This is a genomic window from Paenibacillus castaneae (assembly GCF_002884445.1).
Classification (GTDB): Bacteria; Bacillota; Bacilli; order Paenibacillales; family Paenibacillaceae; genus Pristimantibacillus; species Pristimantibacillus castaneae.
Map to the genome: position 1 here is coordinate 419,904 of NZ_KZ614144.1, position 23,908 is coordinate 443,811.

A 23,908-nucleotide genomic window follows, 5' to 3' on the forward strand; every position below is an offset into this window, starting at 1 on the left:
ATAGAGTCCAGGAGGTAGAAAAGGATGAAACCGATCGTAAGAGAGCATATACAGCAATTGGACGTTTCGTTAGGCGGAGGCATAGTCAGTGAGAAAATTAGGGTCGATACCATTGATAACCCGATATTGATTATCGGGCTCGGCGGCACAGGCATAGATGCGCTGCTGCGCTTGAAATATCAAATTAACCGAAGATTCAAGCTGCCGGAGGATCCGGTTTCCAAGAGAAAACGGGATAAGCCCGATAACGTGGAATTTCTTGCTTTTGAAACCAACGAGCAGGACCGCAACAAAAAATATAAAGGAATTGGCCTTGATCCGATCAATGAGTTCGTGCTGTTGTCCAACGCCGAGGTCGGAGGCCTGCTGCAAAACCGCAGTATTCTAGAACCGTATATAACGGACTGGTTGTCTCCCGAGCTTAGTATTACGGATGGGATGAACGGTGCGGCAGGTGTGCGTCAAGCAGGACGCTTGCTTCTGTTTACGAAGATCAACCAGGTTGTTCAAAGCATTGATAAGAAGATCAAGACGCTCTCTGTCGGCACGAACAAGAAGCTGATGGTATTTCTGCTTACCGGCTTGTCCGGCGGAACGGGCAGCGGCTGTTTTCTGGACATTTCCTATATCGTAAGAGGCATTATCGAGCGCGACCACGGTTCCGCTGGAATTGATCGGGTTAACACGCTCGGGTATTTGTTTACACCAGATATTAACCTGGCTAACAAGAGCTTAAGCGAGCATACGCGCGAGTACATTAAGAAGAACGGTTACGCTGCGCTGAAGGAATTGGATTATTGGATGAATGTGGACAGCCGCGGGGAGCGGTTTAAGCAGCAGTACGGCAGCATATTGTCCGTTAATTCGCCGCTTCCGCCGTTTAACCTGTGCCACCTTATATCGGCAACTAATGCAGAAGGCAAGCTTCTGGAGAATGCCTATGATTATTGCATGAATGTAACGGCTGAGAACATTACAAACTTTATGGCAAGCGAGGATAAGCAGTCCGGAGAAGAATTCGCTATTCATGATTATATAAGCAATATCCGCACGAATATTGCGCAGATGAACAAGCTCTATCCGGCTAACTACGACTATAACATTATCGGTGCCTCTTCGGCTGTACTGCCAATTGAGGAAATGACGACTTATTTAGCTTATCGTTTGTTTAATAAAATGGACAAAATGTTCGAGAAGGCGCCGTCCCAAGAGGATGTTGAGAAGTTTGCGCGCAAGCTGGGCATTGATATCGACACGATAGGGAAAACCTTCGATTCACGTATTCCTGAGCCATTGCCGGGCTATCAGAACAGCGAGCGCCTCAGCTACAATAACGTAATCAAGATGCAAGCCGTTAATATGGATACCGAGCTGGAGCAAAGCTTTCTTGCCCGTGCCCGCGAAGAATATATTAAAGCGAAGAAACAGCTGCCTGGTGAAATTGTCGGTCAATTCACAGACCAAATTCGTCGTACTTTTCTCCATCCGGAGCAAGGGCCGTTCTATGTATCGCGGCTTCTGTATACGGAGAAGGGCTTCTGCTTGCTGAAGATGCTGCTCTCTTATATTGAGACGCTTCGCGAGAATCTGCAGCGATTGCCGCGCGATATTGAAGCGGCTAAAGAGCAGGCCGATGAGCGGATGGGCGACGCTAAGAGCGCCTTTGTGTCCAAGGACAAGAAGAAAAATAATTATATTGAAGCGAAGATCAATGAGTATTGGCTGCATGCGGATGTCGAGCGGATGGAGCAGATGATTGAATTTTACGAGGATTTGCACGCGCTGCTTAATAGCGAGAATAATCGTATCTACAATGTGTATACCGAGATATTAAATGTACTCAACTCGATATTTGCCAAGAACGGCGATTTGCTCACGAACGGGGAGGAGCATGCCGATCACAAAGGGAACAAAACGTACTATTGGAATATCGTCAGCGTTCCGGACATTTCGGGTGTCATCAGCAAGCTTATGGACAATAAGGACGGGGATGATCTGATCCGCGACTTTACGCAGGAGCTGCTCGATCATTCGAATCAATGGGTAAAGGAGCAGGAAATCGATATTGTAAGCTCCATTTCGGAATTCCTAACGGATAAATTCGGTGATTTGATTACAAAATCGATGGAGGATTTCCTCGTTATGAAATACGGAAACGAGGAATCGATTGAGAAATTTGTCGAGCGTCATATTGCCAGCAAGCTGGATGAGGAAGCCGTACCGGTATTCCATCTGAGCAACAGTTCAGGCAATCTGCACGTGCCATCATGGGGCTTCGTGTCGGTGCCCGTTCAAGCGCCTAGCATATTGAAGGGTATTCGAAACTACCAGAACAATGCGCTTGGGAAATCCCATTTCACGATCAAGGAAAGTGAAGTGAAGAACCGGATTTTCTGGCTGAATACGAGAAACGGCGTACCTTTATTCGTGTACACGCCGCTGAAGGTATATGAAGAAAGCTATGAGCGGACCATTCTCGATAAAGAAGGCATTGGCCGTCATTTGGTGCAGACTGACCGTGTGAACTGGACATATCTTCCGTCACCTATTCCTGAGAAATCATGGGGAGACACTTACGTTAATTCACGGGTGCAGGGCTATAACGCAAGGGTCCGCGCTGAGTTCGCTAAAGCGGAAGGCTATCGGATTATTGTAGAGAAAGGGATCGACAATAACACGAGCAGCCGTTATTCTGTTCAGTTTACGAAGCCATTCGATCTCGGAGCAGAGCTAAAGGGCTACAACATGCAGCTTGATGCGGCTAAGCCGAACTTGGGTGAAGTGAAGCGAGCTTTGAATGAGCTGAAGCGTCTGCTGTCCGAGGGGCTGGAGGTTGCAGGAGTGAAAGATATTTTTGGCAGCTTCTCTGAGGAGCTTGCGCAAGAAAATCTCATTCGTTCGCCTGAGCTCTTGGGACGCGTGCGCGAGGAACTGGCGAAGTACGAGGCTATAAGCGTCAAGGCAAACGAGCTTGAGAAATTATTGAATCAGCATCAGGACGAGGACAAATGGCTGGATCAATTTATTGAGGCACTGTATACGGATACGATCTGCAAGAAGGGTGCGCTCTACGTGTATGATCGTGATCCTGAGGAGGAAGCGTGGTCGCCGTTCGCCAATCTGATGAAGAGCAGCAGCTATGTGGAATATGAGGTGTTCGAGGGCTTCCGCAGACTGGATGACAAGAACCGCAGCGTATTGATGCGTAAAGCATCGCGCCGCGTTACGGAATTGACAGCTACGGAGGATACATCTCTGCTTGTTGCCAAGCTGGATGAATTATTCGGTACGTTCCTTGATGCACGTGAGCGGCTTGAATACGAGAGAGTTGAGCTGGCAAACGGCGAGGAAACCTATCGTTTCTATAAAGAAATGACAGCTAAGCTCAATGAAATTCGCAGAAAGTTGAAATAGCTATGAGAATGCTACTGGAACGTTTCGCGGCTGATTATTCGGCCGCCGAGCAAAAATTAAGCGGACTTGAAGACGATCAGAGCAGTATCCACTACCCGACCGTATTTCTGTTCATTGGCGATGAGGCGGGGGAAGCGATCGAGCCGATGATTCGCTCCAATGCATTGAAATGGGATAATAATGCTGGCGTTATGTATGTCCATGTGGCATCGCATGAGGCGAACGGAGATGTGCGTTCGCCGCAGGTTGTCCGGGTAGCGCTGAATGGACTTTCTGAGGCTCTGAGCGATAACCGCACTGGCCGGAAGGACTTAGGAATTGCTTTCCACCAAGAAGGGCGGCATTTGACGGATTTGAACCGGGCATTGCGGCAGGTCAGCGACCAAATCGCCGACTATGGCCGATTGTATGCCTCCTTTGACCGTCTCCATCTTGCCGTTATTACGAGAGTCGATGATGCGATGAACATACTTGTTCCCGATATTTCATTGCTGGCGCAATCGATCTTTCTGCAGCTGTTCAAATCGGTGCAAATGGATTTATACGCGCTAATCAACGAACGCGATCAGTCGGAAACTTTTGGTTATGCAGGAGCTGCGGGAATAAGCTTTCTGCGCGAGCTGGAGCTCGTGCAGCGACCGGATTACTCCTATTCGGCCAAGCTGCAGGTTACTGGCGACGGACTGTCGATCCCGGTCGTTCATCATTCTTCTGCATTGTTTGATCTTGTTTACGTGCTCTCTGATCGCAACGAGAAGGGAATTACGACACTTAATGGCATGCAGGATAATTATGAGATCATCTGTCATATTTTGCTGCTGAAAAACAGGAAAAGAAGAGATGGTCTGACGCAGTCCAATGACGGCAGCTATAATAATTCATCCTTCAAGAACAGCTTGATGACCGAATCTGGAAGACAAGGCTTTGTTTCTGCCGGCCTCGCCAAAGTAAAGCGGCCTAACTATTCTATCGCTTTGACTGTGCTCTATCACTTCTGCAGGGGAATTACGATGCGGCTAAGAAACGCGCCGGAGCTCACCGATAAGGATAAGCTTGCTTTCTTTGGCCTTGATTCTGCATCCATGGAGGCGAGAGTGTCACAGATAGTCCCTGCTGAGGATAAACTCGCCGATATGATGGGCTTATTAACGAGCGGCATGCGTTACGATCAATTGAAGCGCATGTCACTGAGGGAAGCGGAGGCAGCTTTGTTCGGTGATGGCTGCTCAGCCTTCTTCCACAACCATTTCAAATATGCATCTGAAGAACGTCTCGTTCAAGTAAATGCGCCTCAGGAGCTAAGTCAAACGATTTCCCGCAATCAGAAAGGGCATCCGGAGATTGGCTTCTACCAGCTTTCGGAGTGGACCAATGAAAAGAATGAGGAAGGCAGCGTGCAAGGGAGCGTCCGCGCTCGCATGCGAGATTTGGTCAGGGAGATCGATCAAGCGCGAGAAGAACTGGATCGTATCCGTGAAACACGCGTAGAGGATTTAAAGTTCCAGCGGCTTCCGCTGCTGGATAAGCAGAACCTGCGCTCCTTCATACGCGCCTTTTTCGATACGGTATACCGCATGCATTGGCAAATTTTGCAGCTTGAGACGGAGCTGGCCTTGTACCGGCGCTTTGCCAATGAGCTTGAGAAGCTTCATGAGCCGTACCGGCTCCAAGTGCAGCGCATGGATGCGCTGGAGGAAGAGCTTAAATCTGCCGCGCTTCACAGCATTCGCATGGCCGACGATTATATCGGGCAGAACATATTCGACTATTACGAACGAGTGACGGACACTCTGATGAAAGAGATAGAAGATAAGCGCGGAGCTGCTGTTTTCTTTGAAGAGCGCTATGTGGGAAGTGTAACAGAGCTGCTGGATCAAGGAGACGACAAGCTTGCTGAGAGGCTGATTGACGTTTGCCGCAAGCATCTGCTGACCGCAGAGCCATTTGCTCAGACGTTCGAGGAGGAGCTGCTGCTTCGTGCCAATGTTTCTGTAGCCTACACCAACAGAAAGGCCTTATCGAGGGATGAATTGTTCAATCGGCTTTATCGTACGCTGGAGGACAATGCTTCGATTAATATAAGGCTGCTTGATTATACGCATGAGCATCGTTATGAGGAAAAATATTTATTCGGCGATGGCGAGAGTGAATTTATTCGATACGCGCTTGGCGTCGATGAAACATCTCGTATTTATAAGCTTGGCTGTGTTCATGAGAAGCGCAGCAGCGGCGTCGAGAAATTGAATCTAATGGGCGGCTTCCATTTAGAGGATTTGATGTACTACCGCAATGGCAAGGTTTACTACGAAACCTATCTTCAGAACGGTTATGAATTTCATGCGCTCGACTCCTCGCGGCTGCCGGAGCTTAGGTAACCGGAAAGCAACAATTATTGCTGCTTCCCATTAGAAGGTTGGAAAGGAATGCTGCTATCGTGCAAAGGAAAATAAATGTGCTCCTTGTTTTATTCAGCTTAATCGGCGGGGCAGCCGGCTTTGCCATCGGTGAAGTTATGCTGAGCAAGCTTTCTCCTGAATGGCCCCGCATAGTCGTCATTGGCTTGTACTTTGGCGTTCTTGCTTTATGCATCGGGCTGGCTTGCTTAATAGCTGAGATGATCTCTCCGAAGCTAAGCGGATCGTCGTGGCGTCAGCGTTATACGGGTCTATCTTGGAAGCTGCTGGTGCCGGCAACGCTTGTTATGCTGTTTGCTGTTGGCAGCTTGCTTCAGTTCCTTTACGGGCTTCACTTTGGCGGGCTTAAGCAGGTGAAGGATATCATTCTTGTCATCGACAATTCCGAGAGCATGCTGGAGACTGATCCGGATAATGAACGATATAGCGCTGCAAAGCAGCTGATTCAAAACATGGAAAGCGATAAACGAGTGGCTGTTGTCGTATTCAACGATTCGGCTAAGCTTGTGCAGCCGTTTGTAAGCGTAGGCGAGCAAGCAGGCAAGGATTCCGTAAATACCGTTATTGACGGGCTTAATGAAGCTATTGGAGGAACGGACTTTGCGCTTGCTCTCGGAGAAGCATTGAATACGATTGAGAGCGAAGCTTCTGAACGCGGAACGATGGTTATTTTGCTGTCTGACGGCTTTAGCGAATCTCGTATCGATGAGCTGCTTGCAACCTATAAGGAAAAGCAAATAACAGTAAACACCATCGGTTTAAGTCAGGTTCTACCGAAAGGCTCAGAGCTGCTGAAACAAATCGCTAGATCGACCGGAGGCAGCTACCGCGATGTCACGAAGGCCGATGGACTGGCGATGGCGTTTCAGAACATATATGACACCATTGACAATCGAACGCTCTTAACGGAGCGCACCGGACCGGTAGCAGATAATGTTTTCTATCAATTGCTGCGAATTGTGTCGATCGCGATTCTCGGCGTGGCACTCGGCGTAGCGCTGGGCATTGTGTTCGATAATCGCTACTTAGCGCTAAGCTTCGGCATCGGCGGCCTAGTCGGCGGCCTGCTGGCAGGCTTCATATTGGAGTCAGGATTATCCGGCCAATCTTTCGGGGACGGTGTCAGCCGACTCACAGCTGATCTAGTGCTCGCTCTCGTTATCGGACTGTTCCCGCTTATTGTGCCGATTAGAGAAAACAATAGCGCTAGACCGATGAGAGGCGGAAGAAATAGAGGACTAAACGGCCAAGCTTCTACGGGTCTAAGCGGTCGCGCCAAAGACAGCCGCAGTCATGGATTTTAAATAATGCGGGGGCGGATATAAATGCGATTCATTCATGCGGAGCAAGATTCTCCGCTTATCAGCGGATTAACCCGCACAATGGAGGCGGATCTTTGTACGCTTCGCTGGCACTGGCCGGGAAGTGTGCAGGCGGTCTACATTGGGAAGACGGCAGCGGGACAGGAGCAAGCCGATGCCCCAAGTACGGCCGGCTTAAAGCTCTATACGAAAGCCGAATACAAAGCGAATAACGGCTATCATAGCCGAATAGAAGGCATCGGGCGTTATACGTTCACCGTGTATGCCTGCCAGGAGGGTGAGGGCGGTCCGCAGCTCATCCTGCAGCAAGGCGGGGAGAATGCGATTGAGATCAGTGCCGGGAAAGCTAAAATTCAATATTCGATCCGGTCCAAATCCGGCATATTTCAGAAATACAAAACGATTCAAATTCAAGTGACGACTGAGGTTCCCTTGGCGAAGGACGTACTTTGCTACGTCAAGAAGCAGGGCGGTTATCCTGCTAATAAAGAGGATGGCACCTTATATCCGTTTGTCTCGCCATTCAGCTCAGGGAAAAACCTGCTTCCAGCTATTGAAGTTGGGAAGCAGGATTATATTCGGTTATTTTTTACCGATGGCCGCCTCTACGGGCAAATGTATGAGTTGATTTCAGTATAAAGGAGGAAGATTGCATGGGCATTTTCGATCTTTTCAAGAAGAAGCCTGAGGCAGAGCCGCGGCCTCTATTTTATGATATCGTCTGTCCCTATTGCTTCAGTAAGTTCTCACCAGCTGAAGTTGTGTTCCGCGCTACCCATTCCCGTGAGGACGATGAGGATTATGCGCTCGGTGAAGATGAAGAGCTTAACAAATACAGGGAGCGATTCGGTCTGGATTCTGTTCATGATATGGAAGCGGTGCTCCGTCCGCAGGATGTTCCTGAGGAGCATCATGTCTACTCGGATCATGTGCTGATCGGTTTGAATGATCGGTATGGAGAGCTGACGCGCAAACGGCTTTGCCCGAGCTGCCATAATGAGCTTCCAGTGACGGCTGGCAAAGTGCCAAGCAATATTATTTCCATTATCGGAGCCTCACAGGTAGGCAAATCCGTTTATATGACGGCTTTAATCCATACGCTGCAGCATACAACAGCTGATCATTTCCATGCAGCCTGCATGCCGCTCAACGCGGAGATTAGCCGCAAATTCCGCACCTATTACGAGGAGCCTTTATTTGAGCGTGGCGATCTGCTTGCTTCCACGCAGAAGGAAAAGATGCAGGAGCCGTTTATTTTTCAATTCGTATTTAAAGACGAATCAAAGCCGCCGCTGACGCTCGTCTTTTTTGATGTTGCGGGAGAGGGCATGGTGGAGCAGGATTATCTCGGGCTGCACGGCCAGCATATCAAAAATTCGGCAGGTATATTGCTAATGGTCGATCCACTGCAAATCCGCTCGATTCGCGAGAAAATTCGGATTCAGCTTGGGGATAAGCCTGGTGAATGGGTATCTCAGTATGATGAGCCGCGTGATGTTGTATTGACGATGTTCGGAGACTTCATCGCTTATCAGGACAACAGCAAAACGGATATTCCGACAGCGGTTGTACTGACCAAGAGCGACATGCTTCATTCGCTCAAGGATGAAGAAGGAGAATATATCAAGTCGAACAGCAATATTTTCAACAATATGGTGCATCGTGATTATTTCAATCTGACTGAATTTGAGAATATAGACGGTGAGGTTAGACGCTTCATCGAGAAGGTCGATCGGCCATTTAAAGGAACGATGGATGTTTATTTCAAAGATACCGCTTATTATGCTGTGTCCGCGCTTGGCAGCAATCCGGTCGATCAGAAGCTGCAAACCGTCGTAAGTCCGATAAGGGTAGATGAGCCGTTCATATGGCTGCTTTACAAGCTGAAATACATCGAGGGGAGAAGAGAATAGTGCGTGATTCTAATGCGGGCAGACGGATTCAACAGCAGATGTACGCACGGGAAAGACGCGGTATTTTTCGCTCTACGGAAGGCTATGATACGATTGCCAAGTCGAATGGACTCGATCCTAATTTTATTAAAAAACAGCTTCATCCGTTTTGCGTTTATGACGCTCCTGCCGAGCTGGCAGCACGCGGAGTGAAGGACGACGCGGCTTATCCGGAGACGATGCATCTGCTTCGTCTGGAGAACGGCGATATGCTGCTTGGACGAAGCGTATTTCGCTCAGCGGACTTCACCGGGCTGCGCAGTGCTTTTTTTACACATAACTATATTGTTCCAGGCGATGATCCTCTCAAATCAGAGAATGATTATAAGGCATGGCTTCGCGCATCCTTTGCCGATAGCTATGATATTCATGAGGGCACAGAGCTTCCAGAATTAACGAGTTTGCCTGTTCAGACGATTGTTCCGGCGAATGAGGGGCATCACTCCGTTCTGGAGGAGCTTTCTATTGATGAGAAGCAATTCAAGGGACTGTTGTACGCTGTGATGGCAGCAGTCGGGGGCAAAAAGAAGATTTACGTTTCGCTAGATGTGCCGATCGCACAGCTCCCAAGCAAAGCGAAGCAGCTGCTTGCTGTGCTTTATGCCAGCTTGCCTTATGCATATCGTACGCAGCTTGGCTTTATTACGTATGCGAAAGAGCCGCAAAGCCGCAAATCAGTTCATCTTACGTTCGTCGAGCAGGGCAGCTTGCGTGTCGGCGATCGGAATGTAGAGAAGGATTTTACGTTTGACTTCGCTAATAATCGGATAACAAATGTCGATTTGGACGGAATGGATCAGCCTTATTTGGATTTTGCATGGGACAACCTGGATAATCCAGACCGAGCAGACCGGTTCTTTCAATTCGCCGAGCTGATGCTGTCCGGCATGGAGCCAGATCGTCAGGTAGCTGCCTCCAGCTATCACGAGCTGTCCGTTATGTTTCAAATCGACGAAGGCAGCGAACAATTGTACGAAACGCACAAAAGCGCTGTGCTTCGCGGCTTGCTCGATTATTTAAAGCCGACGGATTCGATAAATACAAAAATTCGTTTGAATGATCTATTGCTGTCCAGATTTGACTATGAATTTGACCAGTTGATGCAGAAAAAAGTGCCGGAAGACTTTGTGGCGGAAAGTATTAAAGACTTTTACCGCATCGTTGACAAGCATTATGCGAATAAAATCGTAACCTACTTCGTATTGGCAATTACGAATGCAAATGCTCAGAGCAGGCCTGATGCAGCAGCTTCTTTCTTTAAGTCTATCGAAGGCAATCCAGCTTTAAGCGAAGCCTTTTTCTCCGCAGTGCTTAAGGAAAGGAAATATGCTGAAAGCTTATTCATGCCTTATATTGGAGAGAAGCTGGGCAAAGCGCCGGGCGTGAAGAGCCTCCTTCAATTATTGGAGCAATGGTGCGGCGTTCATCCACAGCTATTCAACAATCGGCCGTTTCGAGTGCTTGCCAGCGAGCAGCTTAAAAATAAGCTGGAGCGAGAGCATCGCTCCATGACTGCTGTCAGCAAAACATTTGAAGGGTTGGATAAGCTGGAAAGAGAAGTCAAGCAAGTGAAGCTGGCCGATGCATTCGGAGCCGCAGACTTCTATCAGGAGCTGGCGCTTACCGCCTATCGCACGCTGCTGATCGAGCTTGAAGTGGACACACTCACGAAAGAGCAGCTTACCGGGGCTACCTTTCTGCAGGCTAAAGAGCGGCTAAAGCAATGGAACGAAGAGCTTCATGACCCAAGACAGCGCTCGTCAGCGCGTGTTCTTAGCTCGCTATACGAATGGTATACACAGCCGAAGCCGAGTAAAGCGGTGTTTGAAGGGTTGTCTCCGGCTGAAATCGACCGTGTGCAGCTAATTGGCAGACGGCTGCTCGCAGAGCAGGTAGAGACTGCGCAGTTCGAGCGTGTTGTCGAAGCGTTTCGCCATAGCTCTGATGTGGAAATTGTGGACTATGTGGGCTTGCTGGATTTCTTGCGCAAAAACGCTGCGAGCAAAGAAACCGTTTATCAGTTCTTCCAATGGTCAGAGAAGCATCCGGATTTCATGAGGTCTAGAGGCTTTGTACCGGCCTATACGTCGGCTGTCATTGCATACTTTAAGAAATATGACCGTGATGCATTCAAGAAGCGTGCGAATTGGAAACAATATTTCGATCATGCAGGACGCACTCTGCAAGCTGTATATAAGCAGGCAAGGCAGGAGCTGGCCTCGCCTTTGACTAAGTTTTTTCGCGGGAATCGTAAAGCGGCCGTAATTACTTCGATTACTACGCTTGGTGTTATTATTGTGGCGATTGGCCTGCTTCTCATGTTAACGGATAAAAAAACGCCGGAGCAGGAGGCGATCTTGCCAGAGGTTCAACCGACGGACAACGTTGTTCCGGAGAAGGAGCCTGAGCTGGAAACGGTTGTGTATGTGGAACAGGCACCTGCTGCGGAAGGGCAGAAAGCGATGACTTCGCTCGTCTTTATGTTCAGCGACGCTGCTGCATGTGCTGCTTTTAACCCGGTGAATTTAACCATTGTAACACCGGATAACGAGACGACAGCATTTAGAGGGCTCAGCCATGAAACGAACTGTAAGACGGATTCAGGGGATAACGCAGCTTCGGGTGATAAGAGTGGCGTGAATGACACCACAACAAGTGTGCCGACCAATTCGCCGAAAGGACAAGCGGAATCTTCAGCAACACCGGAGCCTTCCCCTACACCTACGTCCGATACAGCTTCATCAGGTTCGGGAAAGGCAGCCAAAACCGATAGCAGCCCTCCAACTGCAGTAACTGGAGAAGGGAATGGATTGGATCAGGAAACAAGCAGCCCTCCTGCGGAAAAAGTGGAGTATTTGTACAAAACTACGATTCCACTCGGAAAGCAGGCGGTTATACCGGTGAAAAGTATAATTCGGGTTGGTGAAATTTCTTATGAGGTGACCGAACCGCTGTCTGATAGCGCAGGTTAAAATATGTTTAACAGGATAGTTGGATGGCTTTTGAGCCAGCCGCTTTCTGTGGAAAGGCCAACCAGGGATTGCTGGTTGGCCTTTTCTATATCCAATTCAAATATTTGTATTCACGAGGCATAAAATTCACTGTATACTAAAAAAGGAAATTAAACATACAATTAGTTGGAAACAGGATGAGCGTCGCACAGAGCTCTAATAACGGAAAGCGGTGTAGGAAATGGGAAATTCGTATTACACAATAATTATTTTAATTGCTGCACTCGTGCTATGGCGGCGTACAAGGAGCTTCTACAAGCCGATTCGAGGTGATGGAAGAAGGTTGTTGATGCCTTTATTATTTATGCTGCCAGGGCTGTCTCTGATGTTTAATTCTAACGTTCACGCTCCAGCGTATGAGTGGATTGTAGCGGCCGTACTGGGCATTGTGTTATCGATACCGCTTATTTGGACAACCAACTATGAAATTCGAGATGATAATCAGATTTACGCGAAGAAGAATATGGGCTTTATTGTTGCTTTCTTAGCTGTCATTGTTATCCGCTTTGCTTTGCGCAACTATTTAAGCATGGTTGACCCGGAGACGCTTGCTGCTTTATTTATGCTGGTTGCGTTCTCGTATATTTTGCCTTGGCGAATCGTATCCTTTATTAAATTTCGCAAGTTAGTCCAATTTCAAAAAGCTTAATTTCTACCGCGAAGTTAGGCCTTAACGAAGAGCATCGAATCGATGCTCTTTTGGAAATGGGATAACAGTAAACGAAAGATATAGCTGCAAGAGAGAATTTTTTTGCCTGTATGGCATAATATAGGTTGAAGTATGATATTTCCATCCCTACAAGTTAACGTTGACGTTAACTGTAACTAGGCGTATCATTTACGATATACGATGGAGGTGCGGAAATTGATGGATGGACTAAAAATTGAAGAAGTTGCAAATAGAACGGGGTTAACGAAACGAGCTATTCGATATTACGAGGACTTTGGCCTTATATCGGCGCCTGCAAGGACACAGGGCGGTATACGGCTATATTCCGAAGCAGACATAGAGAAGATAAATAAGATACTGCTTATGAAGGAAGTGCTTGGCTTCTCGCTGACTGAGCTTCACCAGCATGTGGAGTTCCAAGCTTTTATTGAGCAGCATCGAAGCGAATATATGAAATTCGATCGTGAAGAACGGAGAGTTAAGCTTCTGGAAATACAGAAGCAATTGCATTTGCAGCAATCTATGCTTGATACGAAAATGAAGCGGATGGAACAGTTTAAAGAGGAATTGAACGGCTCAGAGAAGCGTGTTCTAGACGCTTTGAAACGATTAGAATTAGAAAATTAGGAGTGAGTGTCATAATGGATACATCAAAGAAAGCAACAGCCTCATTCGCAGCCATTATGATCGCTGTATTTTTTGGAAATTTCATGGCTTCCCTCAGTACAACTACGATTAACGTCGCATTACCTGTTTTTATGGATGATTTCCACTCAAGCCTGAATACTGTGCAATGGATGATGTCGGGCTTTATGCTGGCAACCGGCGTTATTGCGCCTATTATTGGTTTCTTGGGCGACAAATGGAGCTATAAACGGCTTTACGCTTTTGCACTAGCCGGATTTACGCTTGCTTCGCTATTATGTACTTTTGCTTGGAGTATTGAATCATTAATTGCTTTTCGGATCTTGCAGGGCGTCTTCAGCGGTATTATTATGCCTACTACGATGACAATCATTTATCAGACGATTGCGAAGGAAAAGCAGGCGGTTGCGATCAGCTTCTGGAGCGTGTCGGCCATGCTTGCACCAGCTCTTGGCCCTACGGTTGGCGGCTGGCTGACGGATCTTTACGGCTGGAAGTCATTATTTCTTATGAACCTGCCCGTAGGCATCATTGCAGTCATTGCGGCTATCCGTTATATTCCGAATTATCGTCTTAGCCGTGGGATTACGCTCGATTGGCTCGGATTTGGCGCGGTGCTGATCGGTACCAGCTCCTTGCTGGTTGCATTTAGCGAGGCGCATAGCTGGGGCTGGGGAGGATGGAGGACATTAGCACTTATCGCATTCGGCGTATTGGTTCTTATCTATTTCATTCTTCGAACATTGCGAGTCAGCAATCCGTTATTGAATTTGCGAGTATTAAAAATTCCTCGGTTTACGTACGGCTTAATTCTTAACTGCGCAGTCACGATTTCAATGTATGCAGCCACCTTTTTAATACCGGTTTATATGCAAAATGTGAAAGGCGTATCCAGCTTAACGACAGGAATGGTTATGCTTCCAGGTACGCTTGTGATGGCATTGATTTCCCTTCTTGTGGGAAGGCTGTATAACAAGGTCGGCCCATCACGGTTAATCTTCACGGGTCTAGTTCTTATGGGAATTGCAACATGGCAGCTAAGCCGTGCGCATGTCACAACAGGCATCGCTTTCGTCACCGTATGGCTGGCAATACGCTATATAGGAATTGGTTTCAGCAATATGCCGATTACTAATGCCGCGATGACCGCTATTTCAAGTGAAAACTCAGGTCATGCCTCAGCAGTAATGAATTGGATACGGCAAGGGACGGCTGCTTTATCCGTTAGCTTGTTTAGTTCGCTGCTGTCCTCCCAGACGATCGCTCATTTAGCAGAACCTAATATGTCCAAGATAGATGCACTTTCATTTAGTATTCAGGATGTATTCCACTTGGGAACCGTTATTATTATCGTATCGCTTCCGCTAACGCTGCTGCTGCGAAAGAGGAAGGCAGTCTCCGCCTCATAAAAAAAACGCCGTTTCGGCGCTTTTTTATTTTAGAATACTTGTGCGCCTTCCAACGCCACTTTGATTTTTCCATTCGTATTCAGCACTTTAACTTTCACTTTGCGCCCAGGCTGATACTGCGGAATATTAACCATGTAAATAACTGCCTTAATGATTGTACGATAAGGCTCGGCATGCTCTCTTGGGATTGTTAAGCCAATAAATACTTCGGGATGTCCATTAATTTCGGTGTTCGTTTGTCTGATGGAGCTGACGGTAGCTTCAGCAGGAACACCATTTTTGAGAATATGTTTAATTTCACGGCTAACTTGAAAAGATTGCCTAATGACGACGAAGCCAAGAAAGCAAAGCGGCATCGCAATCAGAATGACGACTACTATGAGGATAAGATCGCTAGTTTGCATGAGACACCAACTTTCTTCAGAAAATACCCTGGAGAAGGCATATCGTTTTATCGTACGAAAAGCGTACCATACTGCAATAGGTTTGAAAATATTTCCAAAGACTTATTGTTGTCTAGGACTTTGTTGTCTGGTTAAATTGTCGGTGATGAAAAGTGGAGTTAAAGATGAGAAAGTATGTGTGTAAAAGGATGAGTAAAGCACATCGTGGACTACCATTTAAGAGATAGAGTAAGCTTGGAAGCTTGTGGGGACCACGTTTCGATAAATCCGTGATCCTGAGCCATTGATTGATGCCGAAGCAGGATGCAGATGGGATGAATAGGTCTAAAGAATCGGATTATGTTTCATAAAGCTTTGTGCTAAATTATCTGCCATATGATCTTTAGTGTTCGCTTTGTAATTCTCCAACACGTCAATCGTATAATTCTCGTTAGCATTATTGGATTGGAAAATAAAGTGCTCTCTGTCAACGATATGCACATCATGACCGCATTGCTTCAAGCATTGTTCGAAATCCTGAAGCGTAGGCTTCGTATTTTCTTCTATAAAAATGAGGCCGGTCAGCAGCTTCGTTTCTGTGCCGCGAATGACCTTGAAATAGACGGTATGCTCTTTCATCATACTTGTTCCCTCCTGAATCGAGAAACGAGATATTTTCTATTATTATACTATGGTTTGGAAGCAGTGAAGAAGAGAATATTGTGAATATTTGTACAAATGATTGCCATATATATGACAAAAAAGAGCTTTCGATACCGGGTATCGATAAGCTCTTTTTATTATCTTATCGGCAGGTCTAAACCTGTGCCACCTTGATCAAATTCGTTGCTCCAGCCTGTCCAACCGGAACGCCGGCAGACAGGACGATGATGTCGCCTTCGTGAATGAGACCGGTCAGCTTGGCATTGCGAGTGGCTGATTCAAACATTTCGTCAGTAGTTGACACTGCATCGCCTTTCACAGCAATAACACCGGAGAGTAAACAAATCTTAGGCAATACATTGTCATGCTGCGTTACCGCGATAATAGGAGCTTCTGGACGATATTTAGATACCATGCGAGCAGTAAAGCCGCTTTCTGTATGTGTAATAATAGCTTTAGCATTCAGCTCAAGGGACGAGCTAACAACACCTTGGCTAATCACCTCTGTAATATTCGTGCTGTGAAGTGATCTTTTTTTGTCAAATTGTTCTTTGTAATCGATCATAGCTTCCGCTTTTTTCGCAATGGCTACCATTGTTTGTACCGATTGAACCGGGTATTTCCCTGCAGCTGTTTCTCCAGAGAGCATAATAACGTCAGCGCCTTGAATAACGGCATTTGCAACGTCGCTCACCTCTGCTCTTGTTGGGCGAGGATTAACCTGCATCGATTCCAGCATATGCGTGGCGACTATAACGGGCTTGCCGACCAGATTACATTTATTGATCATCTCGCGCTGCATCATCGGAACATCTTCAATGGGAACCTCTACGCCAAGGTCACCTCGTGCAACCATAATACCGTCGGATGCTTCAATAATGGCATCCAGATTGTTCATGCCCTCTTCATTTTCAATTTTTGAAATGATTTGAACATGGCTCGCATTGGATTCTTCCAAAATGTTGCGAATTTCCAATATATCTTCCGCTTTCCGTACAAATGAAGCCGCGATGATTTCGACGCCGTGCTCGAGTCCGAATGCGATATGCTTAACGTCGCGCTCAGTTACTCCTGGCAGCGTCGTTTTGATGCCCGGCAGATTGACGCCTTTTCGAGGCTTCAAAGTTCCGCCGCTAACGATTTGACAACGAATGTCATCGCCCTCTACCGCAAGCACAGTTAAATCAACAAGTCCGTCATCGATAAGAATCCGGTCGCCTGGTTTAACAACTAATGGAAGCTCGGAATAATTGACAGGAAGACATTTGGAATCGCCTAGTACGTCCTTTGTAGTCAGTATTAATTGTTCGCCGATTACAAGCTCGCATGAAGCTTCTTTCAGTTTGCCGATTCGAACCTCTGGACCTTTAATATCCATCAGAATCGGTACGAAAGTATTAAGCTCTCGCGCAGCTTGCCGTATATTATTCATTCTCATAACATGATCTTCCAATTCGCCGTGAGCCATATTCAGTCTACCAACAGTCATACCGGCTTGAATCATTTCTTTGATCGTTGAAACGGATTCGCAAGCTGGCCCCATTGTACAAATGATTTTTGTTTTTAACATGTTATAGGCCTCCTCTTTTTTTTCATTGTACCGCGTATGCTCGATGGTGACTAAGAACTATAGTACAATGTATGTACTATAGTACAAGTATTGAGGTGCTCATAATGATTAGTATTTCGGAAGTGCATCAGGATAATGGGGCAGAGTGGTACGAGGAGGGAAGCGGCCATGAGCAATCCTTTCACCTTTCTCTTGTGACCTATGGCAGATGCGTGTATTGGGTAAATGAGGAGAAGGTTATATTGGAGAAAGGCGATCTATTGCTTATACCCGGGCATATCCCGTTCTATGGCAAAAGTGTACCAACCGTTGTACATACGAAGTATGTTATCAATTTCAGAAAAAGCATAGCAGAGCGCGTGCTTCCGCTTCTTCAGCTGCAAGAGCCGTTTAAGCAAAAGCTAGGCTGCTTTGAGGTAGTACATGAGCGGCTAAAGGGGATTTGGACGCAATATAAGGAGAGGCCCGCTTACTTTGAGCTGATGGCGGAGGCACTGCTGATGGAGGCTTTAATTTATTTGAATCAAGAGAAGGATCGCGGCATCATCCCTTCCGAGAAGCACCGCAGGGTGGACAGCATGAAGCAATATATTTCAACACACTACCGTGAGAAGGTAACCAAAGAGGAGCTGGGCGATGTCATTAGTACTACGCCGAACTATGCAGCGACCTTGTTCAAAACCGTTACAAACCAAACCATTAGCGAGTACGTGCACAATTTACGGATGAAGACAGCCATTTATATGCTTACGGAATCACAGCTAACCATTAGCGAGATCGCGGACTATTTAGGCTATAGCGATGTTTCTTATTTCTACCGCATATTCAAGCGCAGTACAGGAGGCTCACCGTCTGATTTTCAATAATAGGAGTATCCGATTAAACGCATAGCGATAGAACTATTTGCTTGAATCGTCATATGCTGTGAATATATTTGATTAAGCTTATCGAGGTTATGGGATTTACCATTATTTTCGGGAGGACTGCGAATGGCCGTATACCGAAATATACAAGAGCTGATTGGTAACACGCCACTGGTCGAAATTACGCGGTTTGCACTGCCTGAAGGGGTGCGGCTCTATGCAAAGCTGGAATTTATTAATCCGGGAGGCAGTGTAAAGGATCGGCTTGGCATGCAGCTGCTGCATGATGCGTTAGCAAGCGGGCAGTTGCAGCCCGGCGGTACGATTATTGAAGCGACTGCCGGCAATACGGGAATTGGACTGGCATTGGCGGCTATCGGTCATGGAATATCAATGATATTTGTCGTGCCCGAGAAATTCAGCACCGAGAAGCAGCAGCTGATGCGGGCACTTGGCGCGCAAATTGTTCATACACCGACGGAGGATGGAATTATAGGTGCCATTGAGAAAGCGGAGAAGCTGGTAAAAGTTATACCCGGAGCTTATTCACCAAGACAGTTTTCCAATCCATCCAATCCAGAAACGTACTATAGGACGCTCGGCCCTGAAATTTGGACGGATTTAAATGGCAATGTGGACATATTTGTTGCAGGTGCAGGCTCAGGCGGTACGTTTATGGGAACCGCACTTTACTTGAAGGAGAAGAATCCGCATGTGAAAACGGTCGTTGTTGAGCCCGAGGGCTCTATTCTGGGAGGAGGAGAAGCAAGCTCGCACCGAACGGAGGGAATTGGCGTCGAGAAGCTGGCTCCGTTCATGGACCGCTCCTATTTCGATGCTATCCATACCATTAAGGACGAATATGCGTTCACGAGGGTCAAGGAGCTGGCGCAGCTTGAAGGAATGCTCGTCGGCAGCTCGTCTGGCGCTGCGCTGCATGCCGCGCTGAAAGAGGCGGAATCGGCCGCTCCTGGCAGCTGCATTGTCACGATCTTCCCAGATAGCAGCGAGCGGTATTTAAGCAAACGAATTTACGATGGAGGCGCTTAACGTGAGAAGGAAAACAAAGCTTATTCATGGAGGCATGCCTTTCGATCCGCATACAGGTGCGGTTAGCGTTCCTATTTATCAAGTAAGCACCTATAAGCAAGAGGATATCGGCGTTCACAAAGGTTATGAGTATTCCCGTACTGGCAATCCGACCCGCCATGCCTTGGAACAATCGATAGCAGCTCTGGAGGAAGGGACAAGAGGCTTTGCTTTTGGCTCAGGAATGGCGGCTATCCATGCGGTATTCATGCTGCTCCATGCCGGTGACCATATCATTCTGACGGATGATGTATATGGTGGAACCTATCGTATCGTTACCCGCGTACTCAATGGGCTTGGCATAGCATCTACTTTCGTGGACACGACCGATTTAGCAGAGATTGATCAAGCTGTTCTGCCTAATACGAAAGCAATATTCGTAGAAACACCTACCAATCCGCTGCTTAAAGTAACGGATATTGCGGCGGTATCCAGTCTGGCGAAGTCAAAGGGCCTGCTGTTTATCGTTGATAATACGTTCAGCACCCCTTATTGGCAAACACCGCTTGCACTTGGAGCAGACATTGTGCTGCATTCGGCCACGAAGTATATTGACGGCCATAGCGATGTGGTGGCGGGGCTTGCGGTCGTAGGCGATGAGAAGCTGGGTGAGGAACTGCACTTTATACAGAATGCAACGGGAGGAGTACTGGGTCCGCAGGATGCATGGCTGCTTATGCGCGGCATGAAGACACTTGGCTTACGGATGGAAGCTCATGAGGCGAATGCTAGAGAGCTGGTTGCCTATTTATTGGATCATCCCGCTGTTCAGACCATTCATTACCCTGGGCTGGCTGGTCATCCTCAGCATGAGCTGGCTAAGAAACAGGCGCGCGGCTTTGGCGGTATCATATCCTTTGATGTCGGGAGTGCTGAGAAGGCGTCAGATATGATAAGGAAGCTGAACTATTTCACACTCGCAGAAAGTTTGGGAGCGGTTGAAAGTTTAATATCCGTCCCAGCAAGAATGACGCATGCATCTATACCGCAAGAGCGGCGTGCGCAGCTTGGCATTACGGACGGCCTCATTCGCGTTTCAGTCGGCATTGAAGACAGCGAGGATCTGCTGGAGGATTTAGAGCAGAGCCTGAAGTAGCCTAGTTTGAACCAATTTGAGCCAGCAATTGCTGAGCACCTTTTACGGTGCTTTTTTTATGCTCTGCTTTAAAGAACATTTTTACTTTTTTTGCGTTTATAGTTTACATACTAAAATAGAGAACTGCAAAGGATGAGTGACAATGGGTATTAAGAAACGTTGGAATAAAGGAATAGCCGTTACAGCAATATTGACAGCGACTATATTGGCTACAATCATGCCTGGCGGATTATCCTATCACGCTTCTGCCAGTGAATCCAATGCAGTTCAGTTTCAGATAGGAAGCAAGCAAGCGGTGGATTCTCGCGGCGAGCATACGCTCAGAGAGGCGCCCTTCCTGCTGAATGGCCATGCCATGGTGCCGGTAAGAGCATTAGCGGGAGGCCTTCAAGCGGAACTGGAATGGAATGAAGCAGAGAAGACAATTTTCTTAACGCGCAGCGGCCTAACCGTTCACCTAATTCTTAACAGTGATTCGGTAGTCGGCAGCTTTATTAAAGGCATTAAGCTTCCGGAGAAAGTAATGGTTGTGAATGGAACGGCATTCGTTCCGGCCAAGAGCGTTGCGCAACTGCTGGGAGCGAACACCTCCTGGAATGCATCGGACAAAAAAGTTATGATTCAAGCAAACGAAGATATTTCAAATGCGCTTAAGTAACTGTAAATCTACAGTTAGCGCTAGTGTGTGAGGCTGCTAATGTCGCTGGATAGAGAGAAACTCATACAACTCATATCATATACAAAATAACCTTGAGCTTGATTAAGTTCGAGGTTTTTTCTTACATTTAGGTGAATTTTCATTTAAAAAAGCTTAATATAAGTGATTTTTAATAAAAAAATGAAGGATTGTGGCTGCTGTAGGTAGAATAAAGGTGAATGTCCAACTAAATGGAAGCTTACTAAGGAAAGGTTAATCGGTACAAACTTATGGATAAAAGGATCATTACAGCATCAAAAGCACAATGTCAGCATAGAGGGCTTGATCCTTATGCGATTCCTACATATACAGAGCATTTTTCTCCTGAAGAGCTTAAAGTGCAGCTGCATGAGTATAAAGAAGTTTTGGATGTGATTCGTTTTTTCACCAAAAAATTTCTATCTTCATTATCGGATGAGCCCTATTTTGTAGCCATATCGGACTCCGAAGGTTATGTTTTGGCATTTGAAGGGAACGAATCTATTATAGAAAAGGTGCGTGAGCTAGGCGTTGTAGAGGGCGCTCGTTTCTCGGAGGAGGTTGGAACCAATGCCGTTGATTTGTGCTTGCGCAGCATGCAGCCTGTACAACTAATAGGCGAGGATCATTACCATAAGGTACTGCATGGTATAGCTTGCTATACAGCGCCTATATTTAGGAAGAATGGTGAAATGATTGGAACGCTGTCATTAATGACGGTCGTTGAATTTGCCCATCCTCATCTGCTAGCCCTCTTAATTACAATCGTTGATTCCATTGAAAGGGAATTATTGCTGCGCAAGCATAATACTCAGCTTCAAATATTGAATCAGATGCTGCTCGAGACCAACTATTATGGTGTAATCATAACGGATGCGGTTGGTACCATTGTTGAGATAAATGATAATTGCGCAGCCATTCTTGGTCAGAATAAACACGGTAAAGATAGCTGTCTGGGCAAGAGCGTGTTTGATACGAGCGCAATTGGGACCTATTTCGAAAAAGCTATTTCTCATGGGGAATCCTGCGTCGGGGCAGAACTCGTGATGATGTTTAACGAGGCTATTCATTATTATATGCTCGATGTTGTTCGGATTTATGATACGGAGCACAACCTTATCCGAGTAGTAGGCAGCCTGCGTGATATTACAGAGATGAAGAAAACGGAGGAGCTTCTTCGAAACTCCGAGAAGCTTGTTTGTACGGGGCAGATTGCGGTTAGCATTGCTCAAGAAATTCGTAATCCGATGACAACGGTAAAAGGGCTGCTCCAATTATCAAGCAAAATGATAGAGCCGCTTCACTATAATCTCATCATGTCCGAGCTTGAGCGCATGAATGCCATAGTGAGTGAATTTTTGATTTTGGGACGGCCTCAGGCGGACACATTCAAAGAAGAATCATTTCATAGTATTTTTCTAGAAGTATTGAATGTTTTTGAAACGCAAGCAATCATGAATGGAATTACTGTTAATAGCCGATTAGGTGAAGATTGCTCCATTTTTTGTGATCGTAATCATATCAAACAAGTATTTCTGAACATTTTGAAAAATGCACTGGAAGCTCTGCCCTATGGAGGCGAGATTGATATTCATTCGGAAATGGCTGAAGGCTATCAACGTATTCGCATTAGTGATAACGGTTTAGGGATGACTGCTGATGTATTACGGCGAATTAGCGAGCCTTTTCATTCAACAAGACCGGACGCTAACGGATTAGGCATGATGATTGTGGACAAAATTATCGCTGCGCACAATGGCCGGATAGCCATAACGAGCGAAGTGGACGTGGGGACAATGGTGGACATTTATCTTCCAACAGCCTAACGATACAAGGACGATTACTGCGGGCACTTAGCCGGCAAGTGATCGTCCTTTTTGGTTCACTATTTTACCGCGATGCGATCTGAGCATCTGTCTTGGCGATAATCGATGTTATTTGCTGCTCGAAGGCGTATATTTTCTGTTTCTGTTCACTAATCTGCTTCATGTATGCGTTAAGTCGTATAAGGGAGCTATGCGATGCAGTGGCATCACCCTTTCGAACAACTTGATTCAAAATAGTCGCTTCGGTGGTGAATTGTTTCTTGGTGCTGCTTATCGAACTCTTGGCTGCTTTAATCTTTACTTTGATTGTATCCGTGTCAGCTAATAGGGCACGCAGCTTCTTTGTTTTATCTGCTGCAGCTGTTTTGGCGGATTTATGGGCGGTCTCCTTGTTCTTAATGTCCAGCTTAGCAAGCTGAACGGCCGCCTTGGTTACTTCTATTTGAGAATTCAATAAGCTAATGCTTGTTTTATCCTTTTTTGATTTGGCCTTTTTCAGCTGTTGGTTTAGCGTGTCATAGAAAATAAACAAAGACTGATATTTTTTTTTGGTTTGGACCGCAGCAGATTCAAGCTTGAGTAAATGCTCCGCATCCATTTCTTTTATACGTTTTCGCGTGGAGAGAAGCGATTCTTCATTTCGGTAATGAAGCGTATTTATTTTGGTATCCCACTCGATGTCCTGCTTTTGTACCGATTGTAAATCAGTGTACTGCCCGGTTAGTTTAGCTGCAGTAGTCTTATCTGCGGCAGCTTTCATCTTGTCAAACGCTGTTTTGGCCGTGACGGTGAATTCGAACGCGGCAGCAGATACGGCGAGCGGGCTGGTGATTGTTAGCACGAGGACAAGCAGCATAACAGTTAATCTGGAAATGGGACGCATAAACGATTAAACCTCCTTTTAT

Annotated in this window: 18 protein-coding genes; 14 read left to right on the top strand and 4 right to left on the bottom strand. The window is 46.6% G+C overall.

The genetic code is table 11. The annotated features are described in order from the left end of the window. Positions 1-24 precede the first annotated feature (24 nt). The 9 genes from CEF13_RS01785 (at position 25) to CEF13_RS01825 (ending at position 14,837) form a co-directional block, all read left to right on the top strand. Positions 25-3,414, top strand: coding sequence for a tubulin-like doman-containing protein (locus CEF13_RS01785; RefSeq protein WP_102709143.1), 3,390 nt, complete (start codon positions 25-27; stop codon positions 3,412-3,414). A gap of 2 nt (positions 3,415-3,416) precedes the next feature. Next, positions 3,417-5,789: a transcription initiation factor TFIID gene (locus CEF13_RS01790; RefSeq protein ID WP_102709144.1), complete on the top strand. Its 2,373-nt coding sequence runs from the start codon at positions 3,417-3,419 to the stop codon at positions 5,787-5,789. A gap of 59 nt (positions 5,790-5,848) precedes the next feature. Further along, positions 5,849-7,132, top strand: coding sequence for a vWA domain-containing protein (locus CEF13_RS01795; RefSeq protein WP_102716151.1), 1,284 nt, complete (start codon positions 5,849-5,851; stop codon positions 7,130-7,132). Positions 7,133-7,153: 21 nt separating this feature from the next. Then, positions 7,154-7,789: a beta-mannanase gene (locus CEF13_RS01800; RefSeq protein WP_102709145.1), complete on the top strand. Its 636-nt coding sequence runs from the start codon at positions 7,154-7,156 to the stop codon at positions 7,787-7,789. Between the two features lie 14 nt (positions 7,790-7,803). Continuing rightward, a complete protein-coding gene (locus CEF13_RS01805) occupies positions 7,804-9,063 on the top strand; it encodes a TRAFAC clade GTPase domain-containing protein (protein ID WP_102709146.1) in 1,260 nt (419 codons plus the stop codon). Further along, positions 9,063-12,074 (top strand): GAP1-N2 domain-containing protein, encoded by a 3,012-nt coding sequence (locus CEF13_RS01810; RefSeq protein WP_102709147.1) that lies wholly within the window; start codon positions 9,063-9,065, stop codon positions 12,072-12,074. The genes CEF13_RS01805 and CEF13_RS01810 overlap by 1 nt, the downstream gene beginning before the upstream one ends. Before the next feature lie 220 nt (positions 12,075-12,294). Continuing rightward, positions 12,295-12,762: a CcdC family protein gene (locus tag CEF13_RS01815; protein ID WP_102709148.1), complete on the top strand. Its 468-nt coding sequence runs from the start codon at positions 12,295-12,297 to the stop codon at positions 12,760-12,762. Between the two features lie 219 nt (positions 12,763-12,981). Continuing rightward, on the top strand, positions 12,982-13,410 hold the full coding sequence (locus CEF13_RS01820; RefSeq protein WP_166742878.1) for a MerR family transcriptional regulator: 429 nt from the start codon (positions 12,982-12,984) through the stop codon (positions 13,408-13,410). 14 nt (positions 13,411-13,424) lie between these two features. Next, complete coding sequence (locus CEF13_RS01825) at positions 13,425-14,837, top strand: MDR family MFS transporter (RefSeq protein WP_102709150.1); 1,413 nt, start codon at positions 13,425-13,427, stop codon at positions 14,835-14,837. A gap of 29 nt (positions 14,838-14,866) precedes the next feature. Here the strand turns inward: CEF13_RS01825 and CEF13_RS01830 are convergent, their stop codons facing one another. From CEF13_RS01830 to pyk, 3 genes are all read right to left on the bottom strand, one after another. Next, positions 14,867-15,241 (bottom strand): hypothetical protein, encoded by a 375-nt coding sequence (locus CEF13_RS01830; protein ID WP_102709151.1) that lies wholly within the window; start codon positions 15,239-15,241, stop codon positions 14,867-14,869. 324 nt (positions 15,242-15,565) lie between these two features. Further along, positions 15,566-15,862 carry a hypothetical protein gene (locus CEF13_RS01835; protein WP_102709152.1) on the bottom strand — a complete coding sequence of 99 codons (297 nt, stop codon included), beginning with the start codon at positions 15,860-15,862 and terminating at the stop codon, positions 15,566-15,568. A gap of 175 nt (positions 15,863-16,037) precedes the next feature. Continuing rightward, positions 16,038-17,453 (bottom strand): pyruvate kinase, encoded by a 1,416-nt coding sequence (gene pyk, locus CEF13_RS01840; RefSeq protein WP_102709153.1) that lies wholly within the window; start codon positions 17,451-17,453, stop codon positions 16,038-16,040. Between the two features lie 104 nt (positions 17,454-17,557). Between pyk and CEF13_RS01845 the strand changes: the two genes are divergently transcribed. The 5 genes from CEF13_RS01845 (at position 17,558) to CEF13_RS01865 (ending at position 23,003) form a co-directional block, all read left to right on the top strand. Then, entirely contained in the window at positions 17,558-18,319 is a 762-nt protein-coding gene (locus tag CEF13_RS01845) for a helix-turn-helix domain-containing protein (RefSeq protein WP_102709154.1), read from the top strand. Positions 18,320-18,442: 123 nt separating this feature from the next. Next, positions 18,443-19,366 (top strand): PLP-dependent cysteine synthase family protein, encoded by a 924-nt coding sequence (locus CEF13_RS01850; RefSeq protein WP_102709155.1) that lies wholly within the window; start codon positions 18,443-18,445, stop codon positions 19,364-19,366. Between the two features lies 1 nt (position 19,367). Continuing rightward, complete coding sequence (locus CEF13_RS01855; RefSeq protein ID WP_102709156.1) at positions 19,368-20,501, top strand: bifunctional cystathionine gamma-lyase/homocysteine desulfhydrase; 1,134 nt, start codon at positions 19,368-19,370, stop codon at positions 20,499-20,501. A 142-nt stretch (positions 20,502-20,643) separates the two neighbouring features. Continuing rightward, complete coding sequence (locus CEF13_RS01860) at positions 20,644-21,159, top strand: copper amine oxidase N-terminal domain-containing protein (protein ID WP_102709157.1); 516 nt, start codon at positions 20,644-20,646, stop codon at positions 21,157-21,159. Between the two features lie 269 nt (positions 21,160-21,428). Further along, complete coding sequence (locus tag CEF13_RS01865) at positions 21,429-23,003, top strand: ATP-binding protein (RefSeq protein WP_102709158.1); 1,575 nt, start codon at positions 21,429-21,431, stop codon at positions 23,001-23,003. A 64-nt stretch (positions 23,004-23,067) separates the two neighbouring features. On the opposite strand, the gene CEF13_RS01870 is transcribed toward CEF13_RS01865, so the two are convergent. Next, a complete protein-coding gene (locus tag CEF13_RS01870; protein ID WP_102709159.1) occupies positions 23,068-23,886 on the bottom strand; it encodes a hypothetical protein in 819 nt (272 codons plus the stop codon). Between the last annotated feature and the right edge of the window lie 22 nt (positions 23,887-23,908).